This window comes from Micromonospora sp. NBC_00821, from assembly GCF_036347035.1.
Classification (GTDB): domain Bacteria; phylum Actinomycetota; class Actinomycetes; order Mycobacteriales; family Micromonosporaceae; genus Micromonospora; species Micromonospora hortensis.
Genome location: NZ_CP108880.1, coordinates 5641518 through 5657357 on the forward strand (window position 1 = coordinate 5641518; position 15840 = coordinate 5657357).

The 15840-nt window shown below is 71.1% G+C and carries 14 protein-coding genes; 9 read left to right on the top strand and 5 right to left on the bottom strand.

Going from position 1 to position 15840, the window contains the following annotated elements; genetic code table 11:
• Nucleotides 1-43: 43 nt before the first annotated feature.
• The gene (locus OHB44_RS25595; RefSeq protein ID WP_238686655.1) at nt 44-373 is read right to left on the bottom strand and encodes a hypothetical protein; all 330 of its coding nucleotides are present in this window, start codon (nt 371-373) and stop codon (nt 44-46) included.
• A 178-nt stretch (nt 374-551) separates the two neighbouring features.
• Between OHB44_RS25595 and lpdA the strand changes: the two genes are divergently transcribed.
• Both lpdA and sucB read left to right on the top strand, forming a co-directional pair.
• The gene (gene lpdA / locus OHB44_RS25600) at nt 552-1943 is read left to right on the top strand and encodes a dihydrolipoyl dehydrogenase (protein ID WP_238686654.1); all 1392 of its coding nucleotides are present in this window, start codon (nt 552-554) and stop codon (nt 1941-1943) included.
• Between the two features lie 67 nt (nt 1944-2010).
• A complete protein-coding gene (gene sucB, locus OHB44_RS25605; protein ID WP_266304844.1) occupies nt 2011-3849 on the top strand; it encodes a 2-oxoglutarate dehydrogenase, E2 component, dihydrolipoamide succinyltransferase in 1839 nt (612 codons plus the stop codon).
• Between the two features lie 64 nt (nt 3850-3913).
• On the opposite strand, the gene OHB44_RS25610 is transcribed toward sucB, so the two are convergent.
• Nucleotides 3914-4849: an SDR family NAD(P)-dependent oxidoreductase gene (locus OHB44_RS25610; protein WP_238686652.1), complete on the bottom strand. Its 936-nt coding sequence runs from the start codon at nt 4847-4849 to the stop codon at nt 3914-3916.
• A gap of 153 nt (nt 4850-5002) precedes the next feature.
• On the opposite strand from OHB44_RS25610, the gene OHB44_RS25615 reads away from it, so the two are divergent.
• Together OHB44_RS25615 and OHB44_RS25620 are read left to right on the top strand one after the other, a co-directional pair.
• Nucleotides 5003-6340 carry a low temperature requirement protein A gene (locus OHB44_RS25615; protein WP_238686651.1) on the top strand — a complete coding sequence of 446 codons (1338 nt, stop codon included), beginning with the start codon at nt 5003-5005 and terminating at the stop codon, nt 6338-6340.
• 111 nt (nt 6341-6451) lie between these two features.
• On the top strand, nt 6452-6946 hold the full coding sequence (locus tag OHB44_RS25620; RefSeq protein WP_238686650.1) for a hemerythrin domain-containing protein: 495 nt from the start codon (nt 6452-6454) through the stop codon (nt 6944-6946).
• A gap of 161 nt (nt 6947-7107) precedes the next feature.
• Here OHB44_RS25620 and OHB44_RS25625 read toward each other — a convergent pair whose 3' ends face one another.
• Complete coding sequence (locus tag OHB44_RS25625) at nt 7108-7494, bottom strand: MerR family transcriptional regulator (RefSeq protein WP_238686649.1); 387 nt, start codon at nt 7492-7494, stop codon at nt 7108-7110.
• A 56-nt stretch (nt 7495-7550) separates the two neighbouring features.
• On the opposite strand from OHB44_RS25625, the gene OHB44_RS25630 reads away from it, so the two are divergent.
• The gene (locus OHB44_RS25630; RefSeq protein WP_330438470.1) at nt 7551-8549 is read left to right on the top strand and encodes an aldo/keto reductase; all 999 of its coding nucleotides are present in this window, start codon (nt 7551-7553) and stop codon (nt 8547-8549) included.
• 30 nt (nt 8550-8579) lie between these two features.
• Here OHB44_RS25630 and OHB44_RS25635 read toward each other — a convergent pair whose 3' ends face one another.
• Nucleotides 8580-9431, bottom strand: a complete 852-nt coding sequence (locus OHB44_RS25635; protein ID WP_330438471.1) for an NmrA family NAD(P)-binding protein — start codon at nt 9429-9431, stop codon at nt 8580-8582.
• 312 nt (nt 9432-9743) lie between these two features.
• On the opposite strand from OHB44_RS25635, the gene OHB44_RS25640 reads away from it, so the two are divergent.
• Together OHB44_RS25640 and OHB44_RS25645 are read left to right on the top strand one after the other, a co-directional pair.
• A complete protein-coding gene (locus OHB44_RS25640) occupies nt 9744-10649 on the top strand; it encodes a TIGR01777 family oxidoreductase (RefSeq protein WP_238686646.1) in 906 nt (301 codons plus the stop codon).
• A gap of 178 nt (nt 10650-10827) precedes the next feature.
• A complete protein-coding gene (locus OHB44_RS25645; RefSeq protein ID WP_330438472.1) occupies nt 10828-11814 on the top strand; it encodes an LLM class flavin-dependent oxidoreductase in 987 nt (328 codons plus the stop codon).
• A gap of 25 nt (nt 11815-11839) precedes the next feature.
• Here the strand turns inward: OHB44_RS25645 and OHB44_RS25650 are convergent, their stop codons facing one another.
• Nucleotides 11840-13057 (bottom strand): extracellular catalytic domain type 1 short-chain-length polyhydroxyalkanoate depolymerase, encoded by a 1218-nt coding sequence (locus OHB44_RS25650; RefSeq protein ID WP_266304841.1) that lies wholly within the window; start codon nt 13055-13057, stop codon nt 11840-11842.
• A 217-nt stretch (nt 13058-13274) separates the two neighbouring features.
• Here OHB44_RS25650 and OHB44_RS25655 point away from each other — a divergent pair, with 217 nt between their 5' ends.
• Both OHB44_RS25655 and lipB read left to right on the top strand, forming a co-directional pair.
• Nucleotides 13275-15107, top strand: coding sequence for a DUF2079 domain-containing protein (locus OHB44_RS25655; protein WP_330438473.1), 1833 nt, complete (start codon nt 13275-13277; stop codon nt 15105-15107).
• A 70-nt stretch (nt 15108-15177) separates the two neighbouring features.
• A complete protein-coding gene (gene lipB, locus OHB44_RS25660; protein ID WP_330438474.1) occupies nt 15178-15819 on the top strand; it encodes a lipoyl(octanoyl) transferase LipB in 642 nt (213 codons plus the stop codon).
• Nucleotides 15820-15840 lie beyond the last annotated feature (21 nt).

Consider the following 15840-nt stretch of genomic DNA (forward strand, 5'->3'; position numbering starts at 1 on the left):
ATGCGGAAGGGGCCTCCTGAGCAGGGGGCCCCTTTCGCGTTGCTCAGTGTCGCTCGGGGCGACGTTTGCGGCGCTCGTTGAAGTCGCGCATCCGCTGTGGGTAGCCCATCAGCCGGACGTCGTACACCGGGATGCCCATCCGGTACGCGAAGCGCCGGGCGCCGTCCGGGCCGTCGATGCGCCGACGGGTCCACTCCCCGTCGTCGGCGATCAGGATGACGGTGGTCTCCGTCACCGTCGTACGGGGTTCGATGTACGCCTCGACGCCGCGCCGACTCCGGATGAAGTTCTCCAAATGGTCCAGATCGCCGCGACTGGCGGCGCGGTCATGGCTCGGCACAGCCGCCTGTTTGCGGCGCCGGAACAAGCCCACCGGATCTCTCCCCCACGTTGCGTCATCGACGACGGTGCCAAGGGTACGTGTCGATGACGTGTCGTTGGGCACCTCGGTACGCACCCTGTGCCCAGTGGTGACAAGATGACCGAGGTGGGGTGTGTCCCTGTTACACCTCTGTGACCCCCGATGCAGCGACGCGACCTGGGAGTTGGACGTGAGCGAGCCGAACGAAGCGACCTTCGACATTGTCATTCTCGGAGGTGGCAGCGGCGGCTACGCGACCGCGCTGCGCGCCGTCCAGCTGGGCCTGAAGGTCGCGCTGGTCGAGAAGGGCAAACTCGGCGGCACCTGTCTGCACAACGGCTGCATCCCGACGAAGGCCCTGCTGCACGCCGCCGAGATCGCCGACCAGGCCCGCGAGTCGGAGCAGTTCGGTGTGAAGGCCGAGCTGATCGGCATCGACATGGCCGGGGTCAACTCGTACAAGGACGGCGTGATCGCCCGCCTGTACAAGGGCCTGCAGGGCATGTTGAAGGGCAACAAGGGCATCACGATCGTCGAGGGCGCCGGCAAGCTGGTCGGCAAGAACGTGGTCGAGGTGGACGGCAAGCGCTACACCGGCCGCAACATCGTCCTGGCCTCCGGCTCGTACGCGAAGAGCCTGCCCGGCCTGGATGTCGACGGCGAGCGGATCATCACCAGCGACCACGCTCTCACGATGGACCGGGTGCCGTCGTCGGTGATCGTGCTCGGGGGCGGCGTGATCGGCGTCGAGTTCGCCAGCGTGTGGAAGTCCTTCGGCGTCGACGTGACGATCGTCGAGGCGCTGCCCCGACTGGTCGCCGCCGAGGACGAGGAGTCGTCCAAGGCGCTGGAGCGGGCGTTCCGCAAGCGGAAGATCAACTTCAAGGTCGGCAAGCCGTTCGAGAAGGTCGAGAAGACCGAGAGCGGCGTCAAGCTGACCATCTCCGGCGGCGAGACCGTCGAGGCCGAGCTGCTGCTGGTCGCCGTGGGTCGCGGCCCGAACACCGCCAACCTCGGGTACGAGGAGCAGGGCGTCAAGATGGACCGCGGCTACGTGCTGACCGACGAGCGGCTGCGCACCAGCGTGCCGAACGTCTACGCGGTCGGCGACATCGTGCCCGGCCTCCAGCTCGCGCACCGGGGCTTCCAGCAGGGCATCTTCGTGGCCGAGGAGATCGCCGGGCAGACCCCCGCCGTGATCGACGAGGTCGGCATCCCGCGCGTCACCTACTGCGACCCGGAGCTGGCGTCGGTGGGTCTCACCGAGGCCAAGGCCAAGGAGCAGTACGGCGCCGACAAGGTCAAGACGTACAACTACAACCTGGGTGGCAACGGTAAGAGCCAGATCCTCAAGACCACCGGCTTCGTGAAGCTGGTCCGGGTCGAGGACGGCCCGGTGGTCGGCGTACACATGATCGGCGCCCGGGTGGGTGAGCTGATCGGTGAGGCGCAGCTCATCTACAACTGGGAGGCCTACCCGGCGGAGGTCGCCCAGCTCGTGCACGCCCACCCCACCCAGAACGAGGCCCTGGGCGAGGCGCACCTGGCCCTCGCCGGCAAGCCGCTGCACGCGCACGCCTGATCATCCACAACCGCGGCGTCCGGCGACGGGCGAAGATCCCACCAGGGGAATGAAGGAGTCTCAGAAAATGCCGGTATCGGTCACCATGCCCCGGCTCGGCGAGAGCGTCACCGAGGGCACCGTCACTCGCTGGCTCAAGCAGGAGGGCGACACGGTCGAGGTCGACGAGCCCCTGCTCGAGGTCTCCACCGACAAGGTCGACACCGAGATCCCGTCACCCGCTGCCGGCGTGCTGAGCCGGATCGTGGTCGGCGAGGACGAGACCGCCGAGGTCGGCAGCGAGCTGGCCGTCATCGCCGGTGAGGGCGAGTCGACCGGCGGTGGCGAGGCCGCCCCGCAGGAGCAGGCCCCGGCCGAGTCGGTCGAGCCGGCCGCCGAGCCGACGGCCGCCGCCGAGGGCACCGCCGACGAGGTGGCCCAGGACGAGGCCCCGGCAGAGGCGCCGGCTCCGGCCGCCGCCTCGTCGGGCGAGGGCACCGCGGTGAAGATGCCCGCCCTGGGCGAGAGCGTCACCGAGGGTACCGTCACCCGCTGGCTGAAGCAGGTCGGCGAGACCATCGAGGTCGACGAGCCGCTGCTGGAGGTCTCCACCGACAAGGTGGACACCGAGATCCCGTCGCCGGTCGCCGGCACGGTGCTGGAGATCAAGGTCGCCGAGGACGAGACCGCCGCGGTCGGCGCCGACCTGGCGATCATCGGCGCTGCCGGCGGTGCCCCCGCCCCGGCACAGCCCGAGCCGAAGCCCGAGCCGAAGGCGGAGGCCAAGCCGGCGCCGAAGGCCGAGCCGAAGCCGGAGCCGAAGGTCGAGGAGCCGACGCAGGGCGCCTCGTACAGCGAGCCCGCCGCGGAGACCGAGAGCTCGGCGCAGCCGGCGAAGACCGAGCAGGCCGCGCAGCCGGCCGCGTCGACTTCGGCGCCGGCCCGCCCGTCCGCCCCGGCGCCGGGTGCCGGCGAGGAGGCCGCCGGTTACGTGACCCCGCTGGTGCGCAAGCTGGCCAGTGAGCACGGCGTCGACCTGTCCGCGCTCAACGGCACCGGCGTGGGTGGTCGGATCCGCAAGCAGGACGTGCTGGAGGCCGCCGAGAAGGCGAAGGCCGCCAAGGCCGCTCCGGCTCCGGCTGCCGCTCCCGCCGCCGCCGCGCCCCCGGCCAAGCCGGCCGCGAAGCCCCAGCCGAGTTCCAAGCGGGGCACCACGGAGAAGCTGCCGCGGATCCGGGCGACGATCGCCAAGCGGATGCAGCAGTCGCTGCACGAGACGGCGCAGCTGACCACCGTCGTCGAGGTCGACGTCACCAAGGTCGCCAAGCTGCGGGTTCAGGCGAAGGACTCGTTCCAGGCCAAGCACGGCGTGAAGTTGTCCTTCCTGCCCTTCTTCGCCCTCGCTGCCATCGAGGCGCTGCAGACCCACCCGATCATCCAGGCCAGCATGGACCTGGACGGCGGCACGATCACCTACCCGGCCGCCGAGCACCTCGGCATCGCCGTGGACACCGAGCGTGGGCTGCTCGTGCCGGTCATCCACAACGCCGGTGACCTCAACATGGGCGGCATCGCCAAGCGGATCGCCGACCTGGCCGAGCGCACCCGGGCCAACAAGATCACCCCGGACGAGATGGCCGGGGCGACCTTCACGCTGACCAACACGGGCAGCCGGGGCGCGCTGTTCGACACTCCGATCGTGCCGTCGCCGCAGTCGGCGATGCTCGGCACGGGTGCCGTGGTGAAGCGTCCGGTCGTTGTCAACGATCCGGAGCTGGGCGAGGTCATCGCGGTCCGGTCGATGGTCTACCTGGCCATGTCCTACGACCACCGGCTGATCGACGGCGCCGACGCGGCCCGCTTCCTGACCGCGGTCAAGGAGCGGCTGGAGGCCGGCAACTTCGATTCGGAGCTGGGCCTGGCCTGATCTGCCCGCTAACGCCGAGAGGGCGCCCCGGTCGTCGACCGGGGCGCCCTCTCGTCTGCGGTCCTCAGCTCTTGAGCAGCGCGGTCGAGACCTTCCAGAGCCGCTCGGCGGCATCCGGGTCCAGCGCGTAGTCGGCGACACCCGTCCGCCCACCGGGCTGGGCGGGGGCGGCCTGCTGACAGTCCTCGAAGTAGCGCCCGCCCACGCCGTCGAGCAGCGGCGAGGCGGCGACCAGCACTGAGGTGGCGGCACCCTGCTCGACCGTCTTCCAGGACGCCGCGTTGCCGGCCCGCAGCCGGTCCAACTCCTCCTCGCTCACGTAGCGCTGGAGGTTGGTCCGGATCGCGCCGGGCATCAGCGAGTTGGTGAGGATGCCGTCGTCGGCCCAGCGCCGGGTGGCCTCCACGGCGAACAGCACGTTGGCCGTCTTGGACTGCCCGTACGCCTGCCACGGCTCGTACTCCCGCTTGTCGTACTGGATGTCCTCGAAGACCACCGGTGAGCGCAGGTGGGCGGCGGAGCTGACCGAGACGATCCTGGCCCCGTCGCCGGCGGCGAGTGCCGGGCGCAGCCCGGTGGCGAGCGCGAAGTGCCCCAGGTGGTTGGTGGCGAACTGCATCTCCCAACCCTGCGGGGTGCGGGACAGGGGTGCGGCCATGATGCCGGCGTTGTTGACCAGGATGTGCAGCGGGCCGTCCCAGTTGGCCACGAAGTCGGCGACCGAACCCTGGTCGGCGAGGTCGAGCGGGGCGACCAGGACGCGGTCGTTGCCGGTGGTGGCGGTGATGTCGTTGGCGGCCTGCTGACCCGCGTCGGGGTTGCGAACGGCCAGGGTCACCTCCGCGCCGGCGCTGGCCAGGGCGCGGGCGGTCTCCACGCCGATCCCGGAGGACCCGCCGGTGACGATCGCCCGCCGCCCGACGAGGTCCACGCCCCGGATCACGTCCATGGCCGTGGAGTGATGGGCGAACGAAGTGGTGATCGGGTTGTTGGTCGTCATTGTCCATCCTTGTCCGGGGTGGGCGGACCGACCGGCCCGCTGCGAGAGGCCGTGGCCCCGCTGTTTCCCCGACCCGGGCCGGAGGTAACGCGGGGCCCCGCCGCCATCGCCGTTCGGGCCTCCGAGCAGCCCGGACGCTGCCAGAGTGGGATCGTGGGCGGCTACCGGCGGGGTGGACAGTTGGGACCGGCCGTCCCGATCGCCCCGGGCGCCCGGGTGGACAAGTTCGAGGTCTTCTTCGACCTGGTCTTCGTCTTCTCGTTCTTCATCATCACCCGGGCCACCGCCGCGAACATCTCCGGTCGGCAACTGGTGCACGCCGGCCTGGTGCTCGCCGTGCTCTGGTGGATCTGGGTGGTGCACAGCCTGGTCGCCACCCGGGTCCGGCTCGGCGAGGGCTACGTCCCGGTGCTCATGGTGATCGCGATGGTCGCCCTGTTCGCGTTCGCGCTGGCGCTGCCGCAGGCGTTCAACGACCCGAAGGGGAGCGCCGCCGGCCCGATGCTGGTGGCCATCAGCTACGTCGTGGTCCGGGCCGTACACATGATCCTCTATCAGCATGTGGTGCGGGACAGCCCGCAGGAGCGGCGGCAGCTGCGGCGGTTCGCGCCGGAGCTGGCGGTGAGCATCGTGCTGCTGCTGGCCGCCGCGCTCATCCCGCCCCAGATCAGCGACCCCGACCGCGCCGCCCTGGTCCGCGACGGGCTGTGGATCACCGTGGTGGTGGTGCAGTACGCCACCGGCTTCATCGTCGGGACCTGGGGCTGGGGGGTGACCAGCGCCGAGCACTGGACCGAGCGCTACGACCTCATCCTGATCATCGCGCTGGGCGAGTCGATCATCTCGACGGGCGTCGGCGGCAACCTGCTCGGCAAGCCGGTCACCTGGCCGGCGGTGGCCGCCGCCGCGCTCGGCATCGTGGTCACCGCAGCCCTCTGGTGGGCGCACTTCGACTTCATCGGGCCGGCCGCCCGGATCGCCCTGCACGCGGCGGAGGGCGCTCCCCGGGTGGCGATGGCCCGCGACGCGTACGCGTATCTCTACCTGCCGATGATCGCCGGGGTGATCCTCTTCTCGATTGGCAACGAGGAGGTCCTGCACAAGATCACCGACCCGGCCGGCGGGATCGCCGAGAAGGTCGAAGGGCCGGCGGTGCCGATGCTCTTCGGCGGGTTGATCTGTTATTTCGCCGTCAACCTGCTCTTCCAGCTACGCACCCTGCACACCGTCACGTGGACCCGCGTCGGCGTCATAGTGGTGCTCACGGCGGCCCTTCCGGTCGGCCAGCACCTGCCAGCGCTGGGCGCGCTCACCCTCGCGACAGTGATCTGCGTGGCGCTGGTGGCCGTGGAGGTGATGGTGATGGCGCAATCCCGGCACGCCCTGCGGGCCGCCGTCTTCCAGGAGCGGACCAGCCACGAGGCCCATGAGGCCGCCTGGCGGGCGCGCTGGCACGACGTCCGGGAGACCGACGAACCGACCACGCCGTGACCGCGGCGTTTCCCGGGTTTGTCGGCATGACCGGCCGGCCCTAGACTTCGGCGCAGCGTCGCAGTGCACCCGGCCCGAAGGCCGCCGTGGGCATGGAGGCGCGGGGACAGCATGGGACGAAACGTGCACCCAACCGGTTCACCGGCCGGCCGGCTCGCCGCCGTCGGCAATCAGATGATCGAGATTCACCTCTGGCTCAGCGCGGAACTGGCCCGGCTCCAGGCAAGCCTCGACAGCCCGTCCCGGGACCTGCGGGCACACTGCCTGACCTTCTGCGCCGCGCTGGGCCGACACCACAGCGGTGAGGACGCGGGCGCGTTCCGGTTGCTGGCCGAGGAAGCCCCCGAGCTGCGCCCGGTCATCGACAACCTGATCACCGATCACGAGGTGGTGGCGGGAATCCTGGAACGGGTCGAGGCACTGCTGGGCGGCGACGCGGCGGTGCCGGTCGACCAGGTGCGCGCCGAACTGGGCGGGCTGGCCGCCCTGCTGGAGTCGCACTTCCGCTACGAGGAGAAGCGGCTGGTCACCGCCCTGAACGCGCTCACCGGTCGAACCGGTACCACCGAGGAACTACTCGGCCTGACCGCGCCCGGTCCCTCCTAGGGCCTATTTCAACAGGGCGGTCGAGCCGAGGCGGAGTCCGGGCGGCGATCCGGCAAGGCGCGGTTTCGTTCGGATACCGGTGTGGTATCCGGACGAAACCGCAACGCCGCCGGTCGTCGTTCGGGCCCGCCGCAGGCCGGCCAGTTCTCATGAAACAGGCCCTAGCCGGGCTCCGACCCCGGTGCCGTGCCGGGCAGTCGCTCGTAGAAGCGGATCTTCTCCCGCAGGTGGTCGTACTGGCGCTGGAGCAGGCGCATCTGCTCCTCGACCCGCGCCGCGTGGTGGCACAGCAACTCGTGCCGCTCGTCGGTGGTGTGCTCACCATCGCGGGCCAGTTGCGCGTAGCGGCGCATCTGCGCGATCGGCATCCCGGTGTCGCGCAGGCAGCGGAACAGCACCAGCCAGCCGAGGTCGTCGTCGGTGAAGACCCGCTGTCCGCCCGCCGTACGCTCCACGTCCGCGAGCAGGCCGATCTTCTCGTAGTACCGCAGGGTGTCCAGGCTGAAGCCGCTGCGGCGGGCGGCCTCCGAGGGGGCGTAACCGCTCATGTCGCGAGATGCTAGTGCTTGACCTGGAGCGCGCTCCAGGTTGGAGGCTGGTGACCATGACGACGACACGGACGCTGGGACGCAGCGGCATCACTGTGAGCGCGATCGGAATGGGGTGCTGGGCCATCGGCGGCCCGCTGTGGGGTGACGACGGGCAGCCGTTCGGCTGGGGTGAGGTGGACGACGACGAGTCGATCCGCACCATCCACCGGGCGCTCGATCTCGGGGTGACGCTGTTCGACACCGCCAGCAACTACGGTGCCGGACACAGCGAGCGGATCCTCGGTCGAGCAGTGGCCGGGCGACGGGACAGCGTGGTGATCGCCACCAAGTTCGGCAACGTCAGCGAGGAGAGCACCCGGCGGGCGCTTGGCACCGACGCCGGCCCGGCCTTCGCGGTGCGCAGCCTGGAAGACTCGCTCCGCCGCCTCGGCACCGACTACGTCGACCTCTATCAACTGCACATCAACGCACTGCCGGTGCCCGCCGCGCTCGATCTGGTCGACACCCTGGAGGCCCTGGTCGACCAGGGCAAGATCCGGGCGTACGGCTGGAGCACCGACGACCCGGCCTCGGCGGAGGCGTTCGCGGCCGCCGGCCCGCACTGCGCAGCGATCCAGCACGACGAGTCGGTGCTGCGCGACAACGCGGCGGTGCTGGCGGTCTGCGACAAGCACGACCTGGCCAGCCTCAACCGTGGTCCGCTGGCGATGGGGCTGCTCACCGGGTCGACCCGGGCGGTCGGGGCGGACGACGTGCGCGGACGGGCACCGGAGTGGCTGGAATGGTTCACCGACGGCCGGCCGACACCGCGCTGGGCGGCCCGGGTCGATCAGGTCCGCGCTGCGCTCACCGCCGACGGGCGCACCCTCGCACAGGGCGCGCTCGGCTGGCTGCTGGCGCGCAGCCCCCGTACCGTGCCGATTCCCGGCCTGCGCACGGTGGCCCAGGCCGACGAGAACCTGGCCACCCTGGAGCGTGGCCCGCTGAGCCCCGAGTCGTACGCCGAGGTGGAGCGACTGCTCGCCGACCTGCGCCCGGCCCACGCGGCCTGACCGCCGGGCCGGTCCACGCCCCGGGCGTTGTCACCGGAAGTCGTCAGCGTGCTCGGCGGCCCACTGCCGGAACGTGCGCCCGGGGCGTCCGGTCACCTGCTCGACGTCCGGGGCGACCCAGGCGTTGCCGTCGAGATAGCGCCCCATCTCCAGGAACCACTCGATCACCTCAACGGGATAGTGGTCCTTCCAGTGCTCGCGGGCCTGCTCCGGGGTCAGTTCGTCGAAGCGCACCGGACGGCCGATCGCCTCGCCGATCATCCGGACCGCGTCCCGGCGACGGACCGGCTCGGGCCCCGTAGGTTGGTACACCCGGCCGGCGTGGCCGTCCTCGGTCAGCGCGGCCACGATGACCGCGGCGATGTCCGCCTCGTGGACCAGCGCGCTGTTCCAGTCCCCGAACGGCGCCCGCACCACCACCTCGGCGCGGATGCCGGCCGCCCACTCGCGGGTGTTCGCCATGAACTCGCCCGGGAAGACGTGCGTCCATTCCAGGCCCGAGTTCTCGACGGCCCGGTGCAGCGGCCGGTGGGGCGCCTCGAGCGGGTCGTCGTCGGCCCGGCTCGGATCGTTGTGGCCGAGGTGGGTGACCCGGTGGACGCCGGCCTCACGGGCCAGCTCCAGAATCTCCGCACCGGTGCTCAGCGGCCCGTACCCGTCCATCGCGACCAAATGCATCCGCGTCACGCCGCGCAGCGCCGGGACCAGCGTGTGGGGCCTGGCGAAGTCGCCGGCCATCACCTCCACCTGGCCGGGCAGCGCGGTGGCCGCCGGCGAGGTGGGATCGCGGGTCAGTGCGCGTACGTCGTGGCCGGCGGCCACCAGTTGCCGGACCAGGCTGCCTCCGACGGTCCCGGTCGCTCCCGTCACCAGGATCGGCATGGTTCCTCCTCAGGGATCGCCCGACGGTGGGCACGGCGAGCCGACCCCGCCATTCCGGGGCGCTCTCGGATGGCTCATGGTCAGCCAGATCGATGCCGGAAGCAATCGCGAACATTGCATTCACGTTCGCTCTGACCTGCGGAAACGCGACCGGCACCGAATGCGCGCGACAGCCTTTTTCGGTACCCGGAACAGCCGTTGACCTGCGCTTTCAGGCCGCACAAGGGTTCCGCGCACGTTCGTTCGCCGAAACGCCCCCACCTTTGGCAGCCCCACGCATCCACCGGTGGCGTTCTGGACGAAGATGGGGGTATGCGGATCCTTCTGGCCGGCGCGTCCGGCTTCCTTGGCACCCGGCTGGCCGACCTGCTCGTCAGCGACGGGCACGAGGTCACCCGGTTGGTCCGTCGAGCGCCGGGCGGGCCGCAGGAGCGGCGGTGGGACCCTGCTGCCGGGCAGCTCGACCCGGCCGTGGTCGCCGAGGCCGACGCCGTGGTCAACCTGGCCGGCGCGGGTGTCGGCGACAAACGCTGGAACGACGACTACCGGCGGTTGATCCGCACCAGTCGGGTGGACACCACCACCACGCTGGCGACCACCATCGCCGGGCTCCCCGCCGCGGACCGACCCCGGGTGCTGCTCAACTCATCGGCCGTCGGCTGGTACGGCAACACGGGCGACCGCGCGGTCGAGGAGGACGCGCCGGCCGGCGAGGGCTTCCTGGCCGACGTCTGCCGGGTGTGGGAGGCCGCGACCCGGCCGGCCGAGGACGCCGGGGTACGCGTGGTCCGGCTGCGTACCGGTCTGCCGCTGCACCGCGAGGGCGGGCTACTGAAGCCACAACTGCTGCCGTTCAAGCTGGGCATCGCCGGCCGGCTGGGCAGTGGCCGGCAGTGGCTGCCGTGGATCTCGATGGCCGACTGGCTGGACGCGACACGCTTCCTGCTCGACCGCGACGACATCGCCGGCCCGGTCAACGTGGTGGGGCCGAACCCGGTCACCAACGCCGAGTTCACCCGCGAGCTGGCCCGGCAACTACACCGGCCGGCGATCATCCCGATCCCCGCGCTGGCGCTCAAGGTGGTCCTCGGCGGCTTCTCCCACGAGGCCCTCACCAGCACCCGAGTCCTCCCCGGAGTCCTGGCGAGAGCCGCCTACCCCTACCAGCACCCCACCCTCCCCCAAGCCCTCCAAACAGCCCTAACCCCAACCCCCTAACCCCTAACCCCACACCCCCGCCCCCGTTCGCGTTGATCATGAAGTTTTTGCCGTTCGCCTCGGCGTGTCGTAACAACAACTTCATGATCGACAGGGTTCGCCCGGGGGTGGTTCGGCCCTTGGCAGAATCGGCTGTCGGCGGGTCGCCGGTGGGCCAGCGTGGGCCGATGCTGGACCGATGGCGACCTTCTCCCTCCAGGCCACCCCGACCGACGCGGCGAGCTGGGCCGAGCTGGCCCGTCGGGCCGAGAGCGTCGGCTTCGACGCTCTGCTCGCCGCGGACCACCCCGGCGACGTGACGTCACCGTTCGTGGCGCTGGCCGCCGCCGCCCCGGTCACCTCGACGATCGGGCTCGGCTCGTACGTGTCGAACCTCGGCGTACGGGAACCGATGCTGCTCGCGGCCGACGTGGCCACCCTCGATCTGATCTCCGGCGGTCGGGCCCGGCTCGGCGTCGGCGCCGGTCACACCCCGGCGGAGTGGCGCGCGGTGGGCCGGGAACGCCCCGACGTGGCCGGCCGGGTCCGCCGTTGCGTGGCCGTCGCCGAGGCGGTCCGCGCCCTGCTCGACGGCGCCTCGGTCACCGTCGACTCGGCCGAGCTGACGATGCGCGAGGCGGTGCTGCGCGAACCCCGGCCGGTGCAGGACCGGATCCCGCTGACGATGGGTACGGCGAACTCGACGCTGCTGCGCTGGGCCGGCGCGCACGCCGACGTGGTCGGGCTGACCGGGTTCGGACGTACCCTCGCCGACGGCCACCAGCATGAGGCGCGCTGGCGGGCCGACCAGATCGAGGCCCAGGTGGCCTGCGTGGCCGCCGGCGCGGCCGGCCGAACCGACCCGCCGGCGCTGGAGGCGCTGGTGCAGACGGTGCTGGTCACCGACGACGCGGAGGCTGCCGCCGCGGAACAGGCCCGCCGCAACGGCATGACGGCCGCCGAACTACTGGCCACCCCGTTCGTACTGATCGGCACTGTGGACGAGATCGTCACGGCGGTCGCCGAACACGAACGGCGCTGGGGGGTGACCCGGTTCGTGGTCCGCAGCGACGCGCTGGATCCGCTAGCTCCGGTCCTGCCCGCCCAACCTGAGCCCCCGCCGACAACCCCGTTGATCAAGAGGTTTGCGTCAGATTCCGGCTTCCGGATGACGCAAACCTCTTGATCAACACGGGCAAGGAGGGTGGGACTCAGCAGCCGACCACCCAGTGGTTGGGGGCGGTCTGCTTGAGGGCGCTGGTGTAGAAGGTGTTGTACAAGCCCATCCGCTGGTTGGAGCCGTTGGCGTAGGCGTAGCCGCCGGACTGGTACGCGCGACCGGCCGCCACGTGCGCGTAGTTGCTGGCCGTCACACAGGTCGGCGGTGTGGTCGGAGTGGCCGTCGGGGTCGGCGTGGGGGTGGCCGTCGGGGTCGGGGTCGGGTTGGTCCCGCCGCCGTTCAGACCGAAGAAGAGCGCGTCACGGTACGTCGAGCAGATGGTGTCCAGGAAGTACGCGCCAGCGGTGCCGCACTGCTCGGCCGCCGAGCCCGGGTCGACCGGGGTGCCGTGGCCCATCCCGGAGATCCGGTAGAGGCGCACGTCGTCGTTGCCGTACACCTCGAGGTTGGTGTTGCCGGGCAGCGACGAGGTGCTGGTCGGGGTCTGCGACACGCCGCGCACGTTGGTCCACTGGTCGCGGGACTCGGTGCCGTTGAGCGGGGTGACCGTGTAGTCCGAGGTGCCGTGCCAGATGGCCACCCGGGGGCGCGGGCCGGTGTAGCCGGAGTACGCGCCGCGGACCAGGTCGCCCCACGCGGCCGGGGTCTTGTCCGCACCCGGGTTCATGCAGCTGAACGCGTTGACCATGCTGGTGGCGCAGCGGTACGGGATCCCCGCGATGATCGATCCGGCGGCGAAGACGTCCGGGTAGGTGGCCAGCATGACAGCGCTCATCGCCCCGCCCGCGGAGAGCCCGCTGACGTAGACCCGGGAGCCGTTGACCCCGTAATTCGTCTTGGCGTGGTCGACCATCTGCTTGATCGACAGCGCCTCACCCTGGCCTCGTGTGGTGTCCCCCGCCTCGAAGAAGTTGAAGCAGGAGTTGGCGTTGTTGCCGGAGGGTTGCTGGGCGACGATCAGGGCGAACTTCCACTGGTCGGCGTACTTCTGCCAGCCGGAGTTGGCGAAGTAGCCGGAGGCGTTCTGGGTGCAGCCGTGCAGCAGGACGACGGCTGGGGAGTTGGCCGGCAGGCCGTCCGGCCGATAGGCGTACATGGCGAGGTTGCCGGGGTTGGAGCCGAACCCGGTGACCTGGGTGAGGGTGGCGGCCTGAGCGGGTGCGGCGACGGCGACCGCGCCCGCGACGGCGAGGGCGAGGCCGGCGACCGCACCGAGCAGCCGGGTGAGGGTGGACGAGGAGCGGCGCACGGCGGCCTCCTGAGGGGCAGACTGTGAACTGGGTCACTGTCGAGTTGCCGTGACGTTACGACGATGTGTCGCAGCTATGACATGGGGCACACTCACACATTCACGACGGACGCTGTGTACGTCAGACCGTCGCCGTGGCGGACCGATTCCGTCCCCAACGGTCCCGTCCTTGCAGGTCTGACCGGCCCGTCCAGGTCCGGTTGGTAACGTCCGCTGCGTGCCGTCCTCCCCGTCGCTGGCCACCGGGCCCGCACCCGTGTCGCCGCCGCGCACCGTCCGGGACCGCCGGGCCGACCTGATCGTCGTGCTGGTGGCGCTCGCGCTCGCCGTCTGGGTGACCAGTGGGCTGTGGCGGGACCCGAACGGCCGCACCATCACCGTCAACTCCAGCGACCAGGCGCTCTTCGAATGGCTGTTGGCCTTCGGTGGGCACGCGGTCACCCACTGGGACAACCCGCTCTTCACCTACCTGATCAACGTCCCGGACGGTGTGAACCTCGCGGTCAACACGACGATCACCGTGTACGCGGTGGTCTTCGCGCCGCTCACGTACCTGATCGGGCCGCCGGCGACGTTCCTGGTGATCCTCACCCTGAACCTGCTCGCCACCGCGCTGGTCTGGTACTGGCTGCTCTCCCGACACCTGGTCCACAGCCAGCTGGCCGCCGGGGTCGGTGCCCTGTTCATCGCCTACTCCCCGGGCATGGTGTCGCACGCCAACGCGCACCTGAACTGGACCGCCGGTTGGCTGGTGCCGCTGCTGATCTGGCGGCTGTTCGCGCTACGCCGCGCCGGGCACTGGCTTCGGGACGGGGTGATCCTCGGCGTGCTGGTCGCTGTGGCCTTCTCGATCGCCGCCGAAGGGCTCTTCTTCACCGCGCTGGCGCTGGGGGTGTTCGTCGCCATCTGGGCGCTGCACCCGGCCAACCGGGTGGAGGCCCGCGCCGCGCTGCCCACCTTCCTGCGCGGGCTCGGGGTGACCGCAGTGGTCGCCGGCGTGCTGCTGTCGTACCCCCTGTGGTTGCACTTCGCCGGGCCACAACGGTTCCACGGCACCGGCTTCGACCCGGTGATCCACTCGGAGGACATCGCGGCGTTCGCTGCCTTCCCGCGCCGCTCGCTGGCCGGCGAGGCCGGGTTGGGCACCTCGCTGGCGCCGAACCCGACGGAGGAGAACTCGTTCTTCGGCATCCCGCTGCTGGTGCTCACAGTGATCTGTTTCGTCGTGCTCTGGCGGCGGGCCGACAGGCACCGCCGGGCCACCCTCTGGGCCCTGGGCGCGCTCGCGCTGATCTTCACGGTGCTCTCCTTCGGGCCGGTCGCCAAGGTCGACGGCCGACGCACCGATCTACCCATGCCGTTCGACCTGGTCGGACAACTGCCGGTGGTGAACGCCGCGCTGCCGGCCCGGCTGGCGCTGGTGGTCGCGCCGGTGGTCGGGCTGTTGCTGGCGTACGTCGTCGACCAGCTGCGCGCCGCGCCACCCCGGTACCGCCCCACTGAGCTGGCCTGGGTGCTCGGGTTCGCGGTGGCCCTGGTGCCGCTGCTGCCCACCCCACTGCTGACCGACGAGCGGGAGCCGATCCCGCGCTTCATCACCTCCGGGACGTGGCGGGACTACGTGTCGCCCGACGGGGTGCTGACCCCGGTGCCGCTGACTGTGGACATCTACCCTGACGGCCAGCGCTGGCAGGCGTACGCGTTGTCGCACCGCCAGGGCGAGTTCGCCATCCCGGGCGGCTTCTTCCTCGGCCCCGGCGGGCCGGACGGGCGGGGCCGGATCGGTCCGGTGCCGCGCACGTTGAGCGCGTTGATGGACCAGGCCGGCCGCACCGGGCTGGTCCCCATCGTCACCGACGGGACGATCCGGGAGGTCCAGTCGGACCTGCGGCACTGGCGCATCGAGACGGTGGTGCTCGCCGACGAGGTGCACGGCGCGAAGTTCGAGGTCGACGAGAAGGCGCTGCTGCGTACCGGCACCGCCCTGTTCGGCGAGCCGCAACGGGTCGACGACGTCTGGCTCTGGCGCATCCCGCCTGCGGATCGATAGGCCACGACGAGATCCCTGGTGAGGCGGCTCACCAGGGATGATCGCCTCTGACGGGACTAGGCTTGTTGCCGTGACGACGACGACCCCCGGCCTGACGGCCGTCCGCGCCGGCCTGCTCGACTACCAGGCCGCCTGGGACGAGCAGCGGCGCCTGCACGAGTCGGTGGTGGCTGGCGAGCGCGGCGACACGGTGCTGCTGCTGGAGCACCCGAGCGTCTACACCGCGGGCAAGCGCACCGAACCGTGGGACCGGCCCATGGACGGCACTCCGGTCGTCGACGTGGACCGTGGCGGCAAGATCACCTGGCATGGGCCGGGTCAGCTCGTCGGTTACCCGATCCTGCGCCTGCCCGACCCGGTGGACGTGGTCGCCTACGTGCGCCGAACCGAAGAGCTGCTCATCGACGTGTGCGCCGAGTTCGGGCTGACCGCCGGCCGGGTCGAGGGGCGCAGCGGCGTCTGGGTGCCCGAGGACGACCAGGGGCCGGCCCGCAAGGTGGCGGCCATCGGCATCCGGGTGGCCCGGGGCGTCACCCTGCACGGCTTCTCGATCAACTGCGACTGCGACCTGACGTACTTCGACCGGATCGTGCCGTGCGGCATCCGGGACGCGGGCGTCACCTCGCTCACCGCCGAGCTGGGCCGCCCGATCAGCGTCGCCGACGTGCTGCCGGTGGTCGAGCGCCGGCTCTCCACCCTCATCAAGGTCTGAGCGGCGGCCCCCGGGCGGCGA